The 14,499-nt window shown below is 67.5% G+C and carries 13 protein-coding genes; 4 read left to right on the top strand and 9 right to left on the bottom strand.

The features are described from left to right. Nucleotides 1–92 precede the first annotated feature (92 nt). From ACO05L_RS10800 to ACO05L_RS10790, 3 genes are read right to left on the bottom strand one after another with little or no spacing between them, the layout of a single operon-like run. On the bottom strand, nt 93–1,271 hold the full coding sequence (locus ACO05L_RS10800) for a DUF2252 family protein (protein WP_421729180.1): 1,179 nt from the start codon (nt 1,269–1,271) through the stop codon (nt 93–95). After that, nucleotides 1,268–4,612, bottom strand: a complete 3,345-nt coding sequence (locus ACO05L_RS10795; RefSeq protein ID WP_421729179.1) for a helicase-related protein — start codon at nt 4,610–4,612, stop codon at nt 1,268–1,270. Before ACO05L_RS10795 ends, ACO05L_RS10800 begins: the two co-directional genes overlap by 4 nt. Nucleotides 4,613–4,654: 42 nt before the next feature. Further along, nucleotides 4,655–5,830, bottom strand: a complete 1,176-nt coding sequence (locus ACO05L_RS10790) for an alpha/beta fold hydrolase (RefSeq protein WP_421729178.1) — start codon at nt 5,828–5,830, stop codon at nt 4,655–4,657. Nucleotides 5,831–6,002: 172 nt separating this feature from the next. On the opposite strand from ACO05L_RS10790, the gene ACO05L_RS10785 reads away from it, so the two are divergent. The 3 genes from ACO05L_RS10785 to ACO05L_RS10775 all read left to right on the top strand — a co-directional run bounded on the left by ACO05L_RS10785 (nt 6,003) and on the right by ACO05L_RS10775 (nt 7,627). After that, nucleotides 6,003–6,269 carry a hypothetical protein gene (locus tag ACO05L_RS10785; protein WP_421729177.1) on the top strand — a complete coding sequence of 89 codons (267 nt, stop codon included), beginning with the start codon at nt 6,003–6,005 and terminating at the stop codon, nt 6,267–6,269. Nucleotides 6,270–6,475: 206 nt separating this feature from the next. Further along, entirely contained in the window at nt 6,476–7,243 is a 768-nt protein-coding gene (locus ACO05L_RS10780; protein WP_421729176.1) for an EAL domain-containing protein, read from the top strand. An 81-nt stretch (nt 7,244–7,324) separates the two neighbouring features. Further along, entirely contained in the window at nt 7,325–7,627 is a 303-nt protein-coding gene (locus ACO05L_RS10775; RefSeq protein ID WP_421729175.1) for a hypothetical protein, read from the top strand. Nucleotides 7,628–7,728: 101 nt separating this feature from the next. Here ACO05L_RS10775 and ACO05L_RS10770 read toward each other — a convergent pair whose 3' ends face one another. From ACO05L_RS10770 to ACO05L_RS10750, 5 genes are all read right to left on the bottom strand, one after another. Further along, the gene (locus ACO05L_RS10770) at nt 7,729–8,118 is read right to left on the bottom strand and encodes a hypothetical protein (RefSeq protein WP_421729174.1); all 390 of its coding nucleotides are present in this window, start codon (nt 8,116–8,118) and stop codon (nt 7,729–7,731) included. A 4-nt stretch (nt 8,119–8,122) separates the two neighbouring features. After that, on the bottom strand, nt 8,123–8,869 hold the full coding sequence (locus tag ACO05L_RS10765; protein ID WP_421729173.1) for a TIGR02587 family membrane protein: 747 nt from the start codon (nt 8,867–8,869) through the stop codon (nt 8,123–8,125). A gap of 238 nt (nt 8,870–9,107) precedes the next feature. After that, complete coding sequence (locus ACO05L_RS10760) at nt 9,108–10,430, bottom strand: cation:proton antiporter (RefSeq protein WP_421729172.1); 1,323 nt, start codon at nt 10,428–10,430, stop codon at nt 9,108–9,110. 283 nt (nt 10,431–10,713) lie between these two features. After that, nucleotides 10,714–11,808: an alpha/beta hydrolase gene (locus tag ACO05L_RS10755; protein ID WP_421729171.1), complete on the bottom strand. Its 1,095-nt coding sequence runs from the start codon at nt 11,806–11,808 to the stop codon at nt 10,714–10,716. Between the two features lie 49 nt (nt 11,809–11,857). After that, nucleotides 11,858–12,391: a DUF4142 domain-containing protein gene (locus ACO05L_RS10750; protein WP_421729170.1), complete on the bottom strand. Its 534-nt coding sequence runs from the start codon at nt 12,389–12,391 to the stop codon at nt 11,858–11,860. Nucleotides 12,392–12,480: 89 nt separating this feature from the next. Between ACO05L_RS10750 and ACO05L_RS10745 the strand changes: the two genes are divergently transcribed. Beyond that, complete coding sequence (locus tag ACO05L_RS10745; RefSeq protein WP_421729169.1) at nt 12,481–13,047, top strand: alpha-ketoglutarate-dependent dioxygenase AlkB; 567 nt, start codon at nt 12,481–12,483, stop codon at nt 13,045–13,047. Between the two features lie 106 nt (nt 13,048–13,153). Here ACO05L_RS10745 and ACO05L_RS10740 read toward each other — a convergent pair whose 3' ends face one another. Beyond that, nucleotides 13,154–14,458, bottom strand: coding sequence for a S41 family peptidase (locus ACO05L_RS10740; RefSeq protein WP_421729168.1), 1,305 nt, complete (start codon nt 14,456–14,458; stop codon nt 13,154–13,156). Nucleotides 14,459–14,499 lie beyond the last annotated feature (41 nt).

Below are 14,499 nucleotides of genomic sequence, written 5' to 3'. Positions count from 1 at the left end.
AACTCTCCTTAGACGCGAAGTTGGGGGGCGATCATTTTCGAATATGACTCTTCTCGGTCTTTGGCCACGTCCGCTTCCAGCCATATTGCACGTCAGGGCTCCACAGGCGCGTTCATAACCGGTCCCTTCAAGGCATCTATGATTGCCCGTAGCGCCGGGGGCGGATTGCGACGGCCCGCGTAGTAGAGATAGTTGGGCGGCAGCATCGGACGCCAGTCGTCCAGCACGCTCACCAGCGCTCCGGAGGCTAGGTAGGGCGCCGCTTGGGTTTCGATCATACAGGCGAGGTCCGCCTCGGATCGGGTCGTGCGTGCGAGTTCCAGTTTCAGGTCCTGGGGGGCCAGTTCGCGCATCACCACAGCGCGGTCCAGAAGCCGCCCTGCCTCCATGCGTTCGCCGAGGTTCGGCGACAGAGCCCGCGCGCCTGTCACCACACGAATGCCGTTGTCACGGGGCATGGCGACGAGCGTCGAGCGCGGCGCCGCAGCGGCGTCCGCCTCCTTGACGTCGATCAGACCGAGCCTCGCCTTGCGGCCGTCCCCGAGGCGAACCAGCACGGCGTATCGCAGCCGTCCGAGCGAGCTGCAGCCCTTCATCCAGTAGGCGGCGTCGACCAGACCGATCGCGCCTTTATCCGGACCGTGGTCGCCCGAGATCAGGTTGGAGACATCCGTTGCGCGCAGCAGGTTGGTCAGCCCCTCTCGTTCCGGCGTCTCCAGCGACCAGAACCGCTTGCCGCGCGGCAGGCGGGGCCGATCCGGGTCGAGGCGTTCGGTCGCGAGTTGGGACCAACGTCGCCGCAGCGATTGAGACAGAAGACGCTGGATAAGCTCCGGCCGGTTGGAGCGGTCCTTGCCCCGGTCGAAGTCTCCGGCGAGCCCGGCCTGATATCCCGCCATCAGACCTTCCAGCATCCGAGCCGTGGTCACGCCCGGCAGGTCCGAACCGCGCGCCGCCGAGGCCAGAGACAGGCCCAGCCGGATGATGTCATGCGCCGGGTTGCCGATGGCGGTCTGATCGAGATCTCGGATCTGGATCCGCACCCGGCCCTTGCCGTCCGCGAGCGGGCCCATGTTGCCGAGATGACAGTCGCCGCAGATCCAGACCGGCGGCCCCTCGGGAATCCCCGTCGGCGAGTTTTCAAGCCAGGCGTAGAACTGCTTCGTACTGCCCCGCACATAGGCGTGGGCGGATCGCGCCATCTTCAGCCGGCGTGTCTGGGTCAGAAGGCGCTGACGGTCGGCCGGGGCGATCAGGGCGGGCGATTTCATGCCGCCGCAAGCTCCGTCAGCACAGCTTCCACGAAGGCGGGGTCGTGAGGCATCCCCTCATCGGCCTCGACGATCAGTCGGTCGTTTGACCATCGCCGCTCGGGCGTCAGGGCGAGGGTGTCGGCAAGGGCCTTCGCAACGGGCGGGCTGACAGTGAAGGCGGTGGCCTTGGGCCCCGAGGTGATCTCCGTCACTCCGGCCGCGATGGCCAGGGCCGTCAGACGGGCGGCGCTCAACAGCATCGACGCGCCTTCGGGCAGGGGGCCGAACCGGTCCTCGACCTCTTCGTGGAAGGCGTCGATGTCCTCCACGGCTGTCAGTCTGGCGAGACGCGCGTAAAGGTTGATGCGGGTGGTGGGGTCCGGGACGTAGTCGACAGGCAGACAGCCTCCTGAGGTCAGATTGAGTTTGGGCGGCGCCGGGTCCGGGGCCGGCTCGCCGCGCGCGATCTTGAGGGCGCGGGCGAGCACCCTTTGATACAGGCTGGCGCCGATCAGCCGGATATGGCCGGCCTGTTCGTCGCCGACAAGGTCGCCCCCGCCCCTGAGGTCGAGGTCCCGCGCGCTGATCGCGAAGCCCGATCCCAGCCGGTCCAGAGCCTCCAGCGTCTGCAGCCGCGACAGGGTGTTCTCCGACAACGGCGCCTGCGGGTCGCTGAGCAGATAGGCATAGCCCTGGCGCCGGCCGCGACCGACCCGGCCGCGCAGCTGGTGCAGCTGCGCGAGTCCGAACCGGTCCGGGCGCCAGACCACCATGGTGTTGGCCCGCGGTACGTCCAGACCGTTCTCGATGATATTGGTGGCCAGCAGGACATCGCCGTCGCCTGCCGCGAAGCCGGTCATCACCGCATCCATCTTGTCGGGGGCCAGTTCGCCGTGGGCGACGAGGACCTTCAGCTCAGGGACCAGTTTGGAAAGCTGCTGTTGCAGCGAGCCCAGGTCCTCGATGCGGGGGGCGACAACAAAGCTCTGTCCGCCGCGTGACGCCTCGCGCATCAGGGCGATCCGAACCGATCCGCCGTCGAAATCGGTCAGGAACGTGCGGATCGGACGGCGTCGCGCCGGGGGACTGGCGATGACGCTGACATCCTGAATCCCCACCATTGCGCCCTGCAGGGTGCGGGGTATCGGGGTGGCGGTGAGGCCGAGGACATGCGGCGCACGCGCCGACAGGCCGGCCTTCATCTTGGCCCCGAACCGGTGCTCCTCGTCGATGACCACCAGACCCAGATCGGCGCAGGACAGGCTCTGCGAGGCAAGGGCCTGGGTGCCGACCACGACCCGTAGCGAGCCGTCCGCCAGACCCGCCTTGACCTTGCGGGCCTCGGCGCCGTTCGTCATCCGAGACAGCTGTCCGACGGCGATCCCGGCGTCCTCGAAGCGCCGTTGGAAGAGAGAGTGATGCTGGCGCGCGAGGACCGTCGTCGGCGCCACGATCATAACCTGTCGGCCGGACAGGGCGACGGCGGCGGCCGCCCGCAAGGCCACCTCGGTCTTGCCGAATCCAACGTCGCCGCAGATCAGACGGTTCATGGGTTTGCCGGATGCCAGGTCGGACACGACAGCCTCGATCGCCGCCATCTGGTCCGCCGACTCGGGGAAGGAAAAGCCTGCGGCGAACGTCTCATAGGCCGCGCGCGGCGGCGCGATCGCCGGCGTCGAAATGGCCGCCCGAGCCCGGGCTTGCTCGACCATGATCGCCGCCGTCTCGTCGATCCGGGCGCTGACCTCGGCGCGTCGCTTGATCCAGCCCTCGGTGTTGAGGCGGTCGAGCGTCACCGCGCCGGCCTCGGAGCCATAGCGCCAGATGCGCGAGAAGGACTCAACGGGAGCCAGCACCGTGGCGCCGCCGTGATACTCGAGCCGCAGCACGTCGCGCTCCACGCCATCGGCCTCGATCATCTCCAGCGCCTGCAGAACGCCCAGACCGTGGTCCTCGTGGATCACGACGTCGCCGGCTCTCAGCTCGGTCTCGCCGAAGGGATTGGTTGTGGCTGCGGTCGCCCGCGCGATGCGGCCGCCGGTGACGTCGGAGGGCGTGACCACGACGAGACCCTGCGGGTGGTCGATGAACCCCTGATCCAGGTCCGCCGTCAGGGCGACCAGCGCGCCCGGCGATGCCTGGCGGGCCTCGTTCCAGGACTCGATGGTTTGGGGAGGCTCGACGCCGCTTCGCTTCAACAGGCGGGTGACGACCCGGAGCTCGTGGGTCAGGCCGACAAGGACGACACGGCGGTCCGCCGCGCGCTGCTGCTCGATAAAGGCCCTCAACGCGGGGCCCGACGCCTTCTCCCGGGCAAACTTCGGCGCCGGCGTCACGCCCTGCAAGGACACGGCTTCGGAGGTCGACAGCTTGGCCATCAGCTCTTCCGGCGTCAGATAGACGCTCTCGGGCGGCAATGGACGCGGACCGTCCGCGTCGCCAAAGGCGCGTCGGGCCTCGTAGGCCTCGGCTGTCTGTCGGTCGATCCGAGCGATACGAGACTCCACGGCGGCTTCATGACGGATCGTGGCGGAAGGCAGGAAACCGAACAGGCTGGACAGGCTGTCGTAGCGCTCGGACAGGCGGTGCTCCAAGCCTGGGGTGTCCGGACCCTCGTCCTCGACCGCCCGCCGTTCGTTCGCCGGATCCAGCCGCAGCGAGGAGGCCGCCTCGCCGCTGCGCTGGCTGACCGCGTCGAACGCCTTGACCGAGACGATGACGTCGTCTTCGGACAGGGAAATCCGGAACGGGTTAGAGGCGGCAGGCGGATAGACGTCTATGACCTCGCCCATCAGGGCGATTTCGCCGGGCTCGTCGATACGGTCGTCGGTCACATAGCCCCAGTTTCGGGCGAACGCCTCCAGCGCGGGGCGATCGAGACGATCGCCGACCCGCAGGTGAAAGACGTCGCCAACCACATCGTGGGGCGGCGTGCGCTGCATGGCGGCCTCGGGACTGGTCACGACCCATCGCGGCCGTTCGACCGTGCGGTCTTTCAGCGCTGCGAGCACGGCCATCCGCCGCCCCATGCTCTCTCGCGAAGGGGCGGCCCTGTCATAGGGCAGGCAATCCCACGGCGGCAGGACCAGAATGTCCGGCCCTGCGGCAGATCCCAGAGCGCCCAGGGCCGAGGCGATCTCGTCCGCGCGCCGTTCGTTCGTCGCCAGGAAGATCAGGTCGCCCGGATGATCAGCGAGTTCATCCATGAGCCGCGCCGCGACCGCCGCAGCCGGGGCCTTACGCGGCGCTTCGGCGGTGTCTGTCGGTATCGGCCCGTCTACGAGGGAGAGTTCGCCGATGATCGTGGCGGTCGTCTGGTCGGGCGAGGAAGAGGACATTTGCAGGACAGTCGATTTCATCGTGAGGATCAGCCGCCGGGCCGGCTGAGGTGTTGTGAAGCATCACCGCAGGGCGGTTGCGACTTCGAGGCCGGGCGGCCGCATGTCGATCGGTGCGGGCAGGGATGCAACGAAGGTGTCGATGGCGAGGTGGTAGCTGTCCGCCCGCTCCAGGAATCCCATGTGATTGACGCCGTCGATGACGTCGAGCTCGGCTGACGGCGCGTCGGCGGCCATGACCTGGCTGGCGTCAGGCTTGGTGACGATGTCGAGCGCACCGCCGAGAACGAGCAGAGGAACGCCGAGGTCACGCAGAGCTCCGGTCGCGTCCCAATCGAACATGGCCAGATTGCCCCGCGCCTGGACGCCCGGCGGATTGCGGGTCGCCAGAAGGGTTGTGTGTTCAAGTTGGCTGCGGGTGACATAACGACCGACGCCGAGGCGGTTGGCCATGTGCGCCGATCCGCTCAGATAGCCCTGCCAGGCGCCGAGCCAGAACAGCGGCTGAAGCCAGGCCATGAGGTGGAAAACGGGCTCGATTACCGGCTTCTGCAAGGCTTTGAGCAGACCCGGGAAGATCATCGTCCGAAGCGGGTTGGTGTAGGTGGTGTTGATCAGGACCACGCCCGACACGCGGTCACGAACGAAATCGGGGTGGTCGCGGACCAGCGTCTGGATCGTCATCCCGCCGATGCTGTGACCGACAAGGACGACGCGCCCATCGCCTGAACTAATGACGACCCGCCGCAGATCCTCGGCGAAGGCGGGCAGGGTGACGCCGGTCGGCTTCACCTTCGAACGGCCAAGGCCTGGCAGATCCCAGATAACCAGCGGGTGACGGATCCCCAGGGCTCGGGACGCATAGTCCCAGATGGTGCTGTCCAGACCCCAGCCGTGGGTCAGAACCAACGGAACGCCCGATCCCGCGCCACGGCGCTCGACATAGAGGCTCGCCTCCACGCCATCGATGAAGGCGCCGTCCTCCCGACGTGCGACGGACGGGTCGGTGTCGCTACGGGCCAGCAGCAGCATGATGATCGGTCGGCCCATGAACGAAAAGGCCAACAGGCCCAGCCCGGTCCAGAGGCGCCAGGCGTCACGCACGAAGATCAGACCGGCGCCATCGCCGGCCGGGATCAGATACCCTTCCCACCAAGTCCAGAGCAGCCAGGCCGCCGTTCCCAGAATGAGGAGAGACAGCAGGCCGAAGACCAGCTTGAGAAGGGGGATGAGGGGCATGAGGGGTCCTGACTGGCCCACCAACCGACCCGGCGCCGCATCGTTCCCGGGCGGGGGAGGTTATTCGCTGGAAAGCCGTAAATTCAGGCGCTCAGCCCCGCTCGCCCTATCCTTTGAGGGTGCGAGCCCCCCAAGCCCGCCGACACCGGCCGTGATGTTCGGGAGGAAATGCATGCGGGATTATCATTTCACGCTTCAGCTCCGGCGGGGTGATGGCTTCCAACTGGAATGGGTCGCTGCGAGCGATGATGAGCATGCGGCGGCGCTGGCCGAACTGCGTCTTCTCAGTGACGTCAGTTTCGCGTCCGTGGGTTTCGAGGCATATCGTCGGTGTCACATCAGTGCCGATGCGCCAGACCGGTACGATCTGGGCCGTGGCGGACCCGATAGCCAGACTGAGCAAGACGAGAATGAGGGGACCTTGCAGAGCCTGATGTGAGGAGAGCGCGGGCCGTCTCCCTGCTCTCGATGTCTGACGAGCATAGGAGCGCTGTCGAATGGGGCGCTAGCCCCTTGGCCTGCCAAATGATTTAACGCCAGGGCCGGAGATGCTCCAGACATCGCTGAGTGCGTGATCGCATTCGCCCGGACAGACATTCCTTAACTAGCGCTCGGTAGTCTTCGCATTGAACGGAGTACAGAGTGATGCCCTGCACGGCCTGCAAAGATGGAACCGGATTTGAACTTCCGATCACCATGGCGTTCCAGCCGATCGTCGATGTGCGATCCCGGACGGTCTATGCCTACGAGGCTCTGGTGCGTGGGCGGGATGGTCAAGGCGCAGGCGCAGTGCTTGCCCAGGTGTCGCCAGAAAATCGATACGCCTTCGACCAGCTGTGTCGCAAGACCGCGATTGAGCTCGGCGCGGGGCTCGACCTCGCGGCTTCAGGCGCGCACCTCTCGATCAACTTCCTGCCCAATGCTGTCTACGAGCCCCGTGCCTGCATACGGGTCACGCTCGAGGCTGCCATGCGGACGGGCTTTCCGATTGACCGGATCATCTTCGAGTTCACCGAAGACGAGCAACTGGACACCCCGCATATCCTGAACATCCTGCGGTCCTACCGCGCCATGGGGTTCAAGACCGCCATCGACGACTTCGGCTCCGGCTACGCCGGTCTGGGTCTGCTGACGAAATTCCAGCCGGACATCGTCAAACTGGACATGGACCTGATCCGCGGCATCGACAGCGATCCGGTCAAACGGACGATCGTCAGCCACACCCTGGGCATGCTTCGCGATCTCGGTATTGAGCCGGTATGCGAGGGCATCGAGACCGTGAGCGAGCATGACGCGCTCGAGGACCTCGGCGTCTCGCTGATGCAGGGCTATTTGCTCGCCAAACCGGGTGTGGAAACCCTGCCGGCCGTGACCTGGGTCGCGCCTGAACATCGGGCCGCCCGACACGGCTGAGCCGCGCACGACGCCGACCTGACGGGAGCAAAATGGTCGCCGCAGGCGTTCACCGATCCTGCAACAGAATGACGGTGACCCATGACTTCGAAGATGACGGCGACCTTCGCCACCCGCCGAGAGGCCGAGCTCGTCGTCGAGCGGCTCGTGCAGGCGTTCGACCTCGCCCGCGAAGCGATCCATGTCGGCCCCGAGGGCGACGACAACTCCGCCGGCGAGGCGACGTCCGGCGGAGACGACAAGGCGGCGGAACCCAGCGTCGAGGCGAGGACCGACGCGCCCTTGGAAGGTCGCATCGTCGTCACGGTCGATGCGGCGGATCGCGGCGACATCGAGGACATCCGTCGCGCCTTCAAGGAGTTCGACGGGGCCGCACCCGCCTGAGCGTGGCCGAACCCGGGCTTGCCGCCGACCTGGTCAGGAGGCGCTAAGCGCCCAGGCGGTCCGCTGATTGAAGCAAAGGCGCGGCCGATGGCGCCACCCCCCTATGGCGCCGACCAGCCCTTGACGGTGACGGACGCCGCGCGAGGGTCCGCGTCGAACCGCAGGAAGGCCTTGGCGTGGCCGTGGCCGGGAACATAGTCGACGGTCGCGCTCGCCTGTTCGGCCCCGAGGACGCCTTCGATATCGACGGCGGAGGCGGTGTCGTCCCCCTCATTCACGACCTTGATGACCGCGACATGGCCGGCCGCGGTGGCCTCGATGGCGACGATCCGCGCACTCAGGGCCGGAGGGGCCGCCGGCTGGAGCGCTTCCCAGATCACGACGCCGGTGATGGCGGCCGTGACCACCCCGCCGAGGATGGCCATGGCCCACTGAAGCGCCGGAGTGGTTCGGAGCGGGGCGGCCTTGGGGGGTGTCTTGCGAGGAGCCATGGGGTCAGACCAGAAGACGGGCGGCGGCGGCGCCGATTGCGGCGGGGAAGCCGAGGACGATCACGGTCTGGATCACGCCGGTGAAGGCATGGGCATCGGTGCGACCGAAGATGAAGAGCACGAACAGGCTAACGCCGAGCGCGATGGCGTAGCCGGGCAGGGTGTAGTGACAGAAGGCCTTGAGAGGTTCGCCAGCTTCCTCCTGACCCGCGAAGCCCGCGTTGTAGACGATCAGATGCAGCAGCAGGACCGAGACGGCGATCAGGCTCAGCGCATGAATCGGCGTGGCCTTGTAGGCGATCAGGATCATCTCCTCGGTCGGGGCGACATTCATGGCGAAGAACAGGGCGCCGGCCGCCATCAGGAACAGCTCACCGACGTAGGAGGCCTCGTCCTCGTCCGAGTCGCCGCGGCCCGAGCCGTTGAGCTGACGACGGGCGAGAAGGGCGCCCATGGCGCCGGGTATGGCTTGAAGCGCGACCATGCCGACGGCCTCCCGCGGCGGCGCGTCCCACTGCACGACGCCAAACAGGATCAGGAGGACCGAGGCGGTGATGCAGCCGACGGCCAGGGCGACAGCGGTGTCGAGCAGATCGTTGACCAGGCCCCGTCGCTTCGAGAAGCCGGCGTAGAAGGCGAGTCCGTAAAGCAGCGGCAGGCTGATCAGGATGTAGGCGAGAAGGCGCCATCGCTCCATGACCACGCCCTGCTGCCACATCTCCATGGTCATCAGCAGGGGTATGCTGAACACCAGGGCTCCAGCGAATGCGCGCCCAAGATCACGCAGATAACTGCGATTGGCGCGGAGACGGGTTGCAGCGACGGACATCATCCGCGGCAACGCTTCACCGACGAGTTGGCTCCGCACGTCCCGCAGGTCTGTTCGATGTCTCAAAACAAGGTCACGGCGATGCGCCAGCCGCAAGCCGCCTCACCAACAGGCTTGCAGGCGCGGCGACCGCCGGCGTCGATCGATCATTCGATCCGGGTCAGGGCCGTGCGCCTTGGGCCGCCGGTCCCGCCAGGCCCGGCGGAGGCACGCCGTCGTTCTCGGGCGCATCGGGATCGCGTCCCTGTGTCCGATCGAGGCGGCGCATGATCGGCGTCACCGTCAGCCCGTGCAGGAGGATCGACAGCAGGATGATGAGCCCGACGATGGCCCACAGCCGCTCCGGCTGGGGAAAGGCCGCATGGTTCAGCGCATAGGCGACATAGTAGATCGAGCCGACGCCGCGGATGCCGAAGAAGGCCAGCGTCAGTTTCTCGCTGCGTGTCGCCTTGACGCCGATGAGCCCGATCAGGCCCGCCAACGGGCGCACGACCAGCAAGACCGCGACGGCGATGCCGACGTCGATCCAGGTCAGGGTCGATAAAAGGCCGCCGACCAGGGCGCCGCCGAAGAGGAGGAGGAGGACCATCATGGCCAGCCGCTCCACCTGCTCGGTGACGTCGTGCATCTCGCGCTGGAATTCGTGATCGCGATGGGCGTGGCGCAGGGTCAGGGCCGTGATGAAGACGGCGAGGAAGCCGTAGCAGTGGACCATCTCCGTCAGGCCGTAGGAGATAAAGGTCGCGGCGATGGCGATCAGCCCGTCGCCGGTCCGCGCCAGCTTGCTCTTGGAATCGATGCGGAAGGTCAACCAGCCGAAGATCCGGCCCACCAGCCAACCGCCGACCACGCCGACGCCGATCTCCCAGGCGACATTATAGGTCAGCCAGTCGACCAGCCAGGGCTCTCCGGTCTGGGCCGCCAGGGCCAGGGCGATGGCGAGGTGGACAAAGGGGAAGGCCAGTCCGTCGTTGAGCCCGGCCTCCGACGTCAGGCCGAAGCGGACCTCGTCTTCTTCCCCGGTCTTCGGCGGGCCGACCTGGACGTCCGCCGCGAGGACCGGGTCGGTCGGGGCCAGGCTCGCGCCCAGAAGGATCGCCGCCACCCAGGGCAGTCCGCCCCACAGGCCGAGCAGCGCGATCGCCACGATGCTGAGCGGCATGGTGATGGCGAGGAGCCGCCAGGTCACAGCCCAGTGTCGGAAGTGGAAGACACGGTCGATCTTCAGTCCAGCGCCCATCAGCGCGATGATGACGACGAACTCGGTGAACCGCTCGGTGACCTCCGGGTAGTCGACCGGCACGGGGTTGAGGGTCACCGCAGGGATGGAGAAGATCGCCGCGCCCAATCCGATGCAGATGATGGGCAGGGAGAGGGGTATCCGCTTCAGTGCGGTCGGGAGCCAAGCCACGAGTGCGATCAGCAGACCCGCCCCTGTCAGGCCGACGATGTAGGGCGAGGGCGCGAGATCGGCGAAGTTCATGCTGCTCAACGGCGTATGGGCCCATGCGTTCACGCCAGCCTGTTGTTCGTTTAGAGGGCCGCCCCCTCGCACAGCCGCCCGCAGAGGCCGGATCAGCCGTGTCGGCCAGCGCAAGCCTGCCTGGGGATCGGCGGTTCAAATCCGGGCCCATGCTGCAGGCTGCGCAGGGCCTCGTTCCCGACCCCGTCCAGAGCCGCCAGTCTCATGCGACAGTTCACGATGTCTGGAGGGCAGAGACTGCGGAAAACCGCCCCGGATGATTCCGGGGCGGTGGCGCGGGTCACTAGCGGAGCGCCAGTCTCAGGCGGCCGAAGGACCAGGCCTGGGCCTCTCGGGCGTCGGCCACCACATCCGCCATGGAGAAGAACTCGTGGACGGCGCCGTCCCAGACCCTGCGCTCGACAGGAACCCCGGCCGCACGCAGGGCCGTCATCAGGGTCTCCCCATCCGACCGCAGGGGATCGATCTGGGCGTTGACGATGGTCACCGGTCCCAGACCGCGCAGATTGGCGGCCACGAGATTGTAGCGGGAGTCGGTCTGATCGGCTGGGCTGCGAAGGGCGTACTGGCCGAACCAGCCGAGCGTCGGCGTGCGCAGCGGCAGGCTGGCTGTATTCTCCAGCTTCGAAGGCAGTTGAGGATTGGAATCTGCGATCGGATAGACGGCCAGGATGGCCTTCGGCTGGGTCCAGCCGCCATCCCGCGCGGCGATGGCGACATTGAGCGCCAGGTTGCCGCCGGCGCTCTCGCCGGCGACGGCGATGTTCATCGGGTCGCCGCCCCAGGCCCGGGCGTTTTCCTGAACCCATTTCCAGGCATTGTTGGCGTCCTCGTAGAAGGCGGGGAACCGGTGTTCCGGACCCTTGCGGTATTCGACCGAGACGACGATGGCGTTGAGGGTCTTGGCCATCGCTCGCGGTGTGGCGTCATAGACGTCGAGGTCGGCGATGACCCAGCCGCCCCCGTGGAAGTAGACCACGACAGGCAGGTTGGCGCCGGTGGCGCCGGCGGGCTTGTAGACCCGGACCGGCTGGGTCGCACCGCCGGTCGGATAGGTCAGGTCTGTCGTGGTGACACTGGCGTCAGGCCCGGTCGGCATCCCCATCATGGTCTTGACGCGATTGACCGCGTCCGCGGGCGAGGGCTGGCTCCGGGCCTGGGCGACGGTCAGGCTCTCGATGGGTCGGGCGCCTAGGGCGGCGTGGGCGTCGAGGACGGCCTGCATGTCTGCGTCGGGCCGGGCCGTCATCCCCAGGGGCGCGACGGCGCTCATCGGCGGCGACGGGGGCCGGGTCTCCATCCCCCTGCCGGGGGCGCAGGCGGAGAGGGTGGCGACGAGGGCGGCCGAGGTCGCCAGGAGGGTCAGTCGAGAGGTCATGGGTTTGCTCGATGAAGAGGTGAAATCGGGAGGGGCGGCGCGGCGCGCGTCAGCGCATCAGTCGCTCGACCAGGGTCAGATGGGTCTGGACGACGGTGACGGCGGCGGCGGCGGCGGCCTTCAGTTCGGGCGTGTCCCCGGTCTCGGCATAGGTCTTCATCAGGCCGAGCGCCTCCTTGTGGGCCATCAACTGCTGGGTGAGATAGAGGTTGTCGCGCTCGGCGCCATCGAAGCGGGCCAAGCTCGCCAGCATCGCCGACTTGGGGGCGTCCAGCATGGGTGTCGGCGGCGTCAGGCCGGCGCGCAGGGCGGCAGCCGCAGCGTCCTGGGTTGTCTTGGTGTGATGGTCGACCATCATCTGGGCGAAGCGACGGATCTCCGGATTCTGGGTCGTCGCCAGCACCAGTCGGCTCGACTCGACCTCGTAGAGATCGCCGGCGCCGCCCAGGATGAGGAAGGTCGGCGCGGGGGGTGTCGGCGCGAGCGTTCCGGCGGGGGTCCACCGATAGGCATAGTCCTGGGCCGAGGCCGCGCCAGCGAACAGGCAGGCGGCCGCGGCCGCCGCGAGCAGGGATTTCATCATCGGATTTCCGTTAAGTTCTTCAGTTGACGAGGAAAGCCTGAACGAACGGCGTTGGTTCCAATGTTCGCAAAGCCTGCCTATATCCGGTGATGACGCCCTTGCCGCCGCTCTTTCCACTCGCTGACCTCGGACCGCCCGGCCTGAAATATGAGGCCGCCCTGATCACGGAGGCGGAGGAGTCCGCTCTGATCGCCCGCTTCATCGGTCTCGCGTTCGAACCGTTCGACTTTCGGGGGTTCAAGGGCAACCGGCGCACGGTGTCCTTCGGATCAAGCTATGACTTCACCCATAGCCGGATGCAGCCGGCCGAAGCGATCCCGGCCTGGCTGCTCCCCTTGAGAGATCGGGCGGCCGGGTTTGCCGGGATTCGGGCGGACGCTCTGGGGCAGGCCATGGTCATCGACTATCCGCCGGGCGCCGGCATTGGCTGGCATCGTGACCGCCCGGACTATGGTCGGGTCGTCGGCGTCTCCTTCGGATCGCTGGCCGTGCTCAGGTTGCGTCGACGCACGCCAACGGGATGGGATCGGCAGGCCGCTCCGCTCGCGCCCCGCTCGGCCTATCTTCTCGACGGCGCCGCCCGTGAGATCTGGGAGCACAGTATCGCGCCCGGAGCAGTCCAGCGTTACTCCGTGACCTTCCGGACCTTGCGTTGAGCCCGGTCTGGCGCCGACGGCCCGGCGGCGAGCGCTCTTCCCAAGCCCCCGGACGATGACGTGGTCACCGCTCCCGTCTCCGCTGCGCCAGGCCATCTGCAGGGCGTCACCGCGTCCTGGACAGGCGGGTGATCAAGGCGGAGACCGCGCGGGCGTGGCCGCGATCCGGATCTCCGGCCGGATAGAGGGCCAGCGGAATCCGGGGCTGCAGTCCGTGGCCCTCGAGCGCCCGCCCTTCCGGATCGACATAGGCCTCCATCGGCATGGCGAAGGACCAGCCGTTCGGCAAGGTGACCGACGTCTGGTCGGAAAAGGCGCCTCGCGTGGCCGTCCCGGCGTGTGTCACATTGGGAAGGACCCGCATCATCTGGCTGAAGGTCTCCCCGGCGCTGACCGTGATGTCGCTCGTCAGCAGCCAGACCGGTCCGTGGTATCCGGGTCGGTCGGACGGCTCGACGACGATCGGCTGATAGGGCTCTCCGCTGCCCCAACCGTGCTTGAGATAGGCGAGGCGAGGGGCCTCGGCGAAGCGTCCGGCGATCTTCAAACTCGCCGCATCGTAACCGCCGCGGTTGTTGGAGACATCGACGACGACGGCCCGGGCGTGGGCAAAGGCCGTCATGGCCGCGTCGAGCGCCTCATCCAAGGGCGCAAGTGTTTCGGCGTCGTCCGGGTCGAACCCGCCCATGGTGACGATCGCCAGGTATCCGACCCCGTCCCTCAGCCCCCAGAAGATCCGGTTGTTGGCGGCGACATGGCCCTGGCCCCCGAGGATAGTGTCCTCAACTCCGGACCGCCATGCGCCGAGCCAGACGCGCTCCGGCCGATCGCCGGGCCGGGCATGGATCGCATCCAGGGTCTCACCCTGTGAAACCGCGAGGCTTCGTCCGCCGCCTTCAAGATCCGCCGAGAGCGCGATATGGGCGTCGTCCAGCCCGCCCAGCAGGGTTTCGGCTGCGGCGAAGGCCGCTTCAGGCGACGCGGTGTCGGGCAGGCGATCAAGTATGGCGTGGCGGCGGGCGTCGAAGTCGACGCGGCGCGCGTCAAAGCCGGGGTAGCGTTCGCTCATGAGGTCGGCGATCGCCCTGACGGCTCGAGAGGCGTCGGCGGAGGCCTCCTGGCATTGCGGCGGCAGGTCCGCCACAGCATCGAAGACATAGGCCGTGGCTTGAGGCTCTGCATCCGACGTGACGGCGAGGGCTCCATCGGGTCGCTGGGTCGTATGACGGAAGACGGCGTCGGGCTCGGCTCCGGCATCGAGCCAACAGGCCGACCCCGCCGTCTGGTAGAGACGGGATGGCGAAACCCTGCGGTCGAGGACCCAACCGTAGCCGCGTGACTGGTAGACGCCGGAGGGGATGGACGAGGCCGGCGAGGTGGTCAGGACCACGGCCGCAAGAAGGGAGATCATGGGCCATCATCGCGGCAAGATCCGCCGCCGTCGAGCCTCCT

It is taken from the genome of Brevundimonas sp. (assembly GCF_965227765.1).
Taxonomy (GTDB): Bacteria; Pseudomonadota; Alphaproteobacteria; order Caulobacterales; family Caulobacteraceae; genus Brevundimonas.
The sequence above is the reverse complement of the archived record's forward strand: the minus strand, read 5'-3'. Positions and strand labels throughout refer to the sequence as shown.

Excerpts from the sequence above, each read along its gene's own strand:
- ACO05L_RS10800 (WP_421729180.1), bottom strand. The coding sequence starts at position 1,271 with ATGAAATCGCCCGCCCTGATCGCCCCGGCCGACCGTCAGCGCCTTCTG.
- ACO05L_RS10795 (WP_421729179.1), bottom strand. The coding sequence starts at position 4,612 with ATGAAATCGACTGTCCTGCAAATGTCCTCTTCCTCGCCCGACCAGACG.
- ACO05L_RS10790 (WP_421729178.1), bottom strand. The coding sequence starts at position 5,830 with ATGCCCCTCATCCCCCTTCTCAAGCTGGTCTTCGGCCTGCTGTCTCTC.
- ACO05L_RS10785 (WP_421729177.1), top strand. The coding sequence starts at position 6,003 with ATGCGGGATTATCATTTCACGCTTCAGCTCCGGCGGGGTGATGGCTTC.
- ACO05L_RS10780 (WP_421729176.1), top strand. The coding sequence starts at position 6,476 with ATGCCCTGCACGGCCTGCAAAGATGGAACCGGATTTGAACTTCCGATC.
- ACO05L_RS10775 (WP_421729175.1), top strand. The coding sequence starts at position 7,325 with ATGACTTCGAAGATGACGGCGACCTTCGCCACCCGCCGAGAGGCCGAG.
- ACO05L_RS10770 (WP_421729174.1), bottom strand. The coding sequence starts at position 8,118 with ATGGCTCCTCGCAAGACACCCCCCAAGGCCGCCCCGCTCCGAACCACT.
- ACO05L_RS10760 (WP_421729172.1), bottom strand. The coding sequence starts at position 10,430 with ATGAACTTCGCCGATCTCGCGCCCTCGCCCTACATCGTCGGCCTGACA.
- ACO05L_RS10755 (WP_421729171.1), bottom strand. The coding sequence starts at position 11,808 with ATGACCTCTCGACTGACCCTCCTGGCGACCTCGGCCGCCCTCGTCGCC.
- ACO05L_RS10750 (WP_421729170.1), bottom strand. The coding sequence starts at position 12,391 with ATGATGAAATCCCTGCTCGCGGCGGCCGCGGCCGCCTGCCTGTTCGCT.
- ACO05L_RS10745 (WP_421729169.1), top strand. The coding sequence starts at position 12,481 with ATGACGCCCTTGCCGCCGCTCTTTCCACTCGCTGACCTCGGACCGCCC.
- ACO05L_RS10740 (WP_421729168.1), bottom strand. The coding sequence starts at position 14,458 with ATGATCTCCCTTCTTGCGGCCGTGGTCCTGACCACCTCGCCGGCCTCG.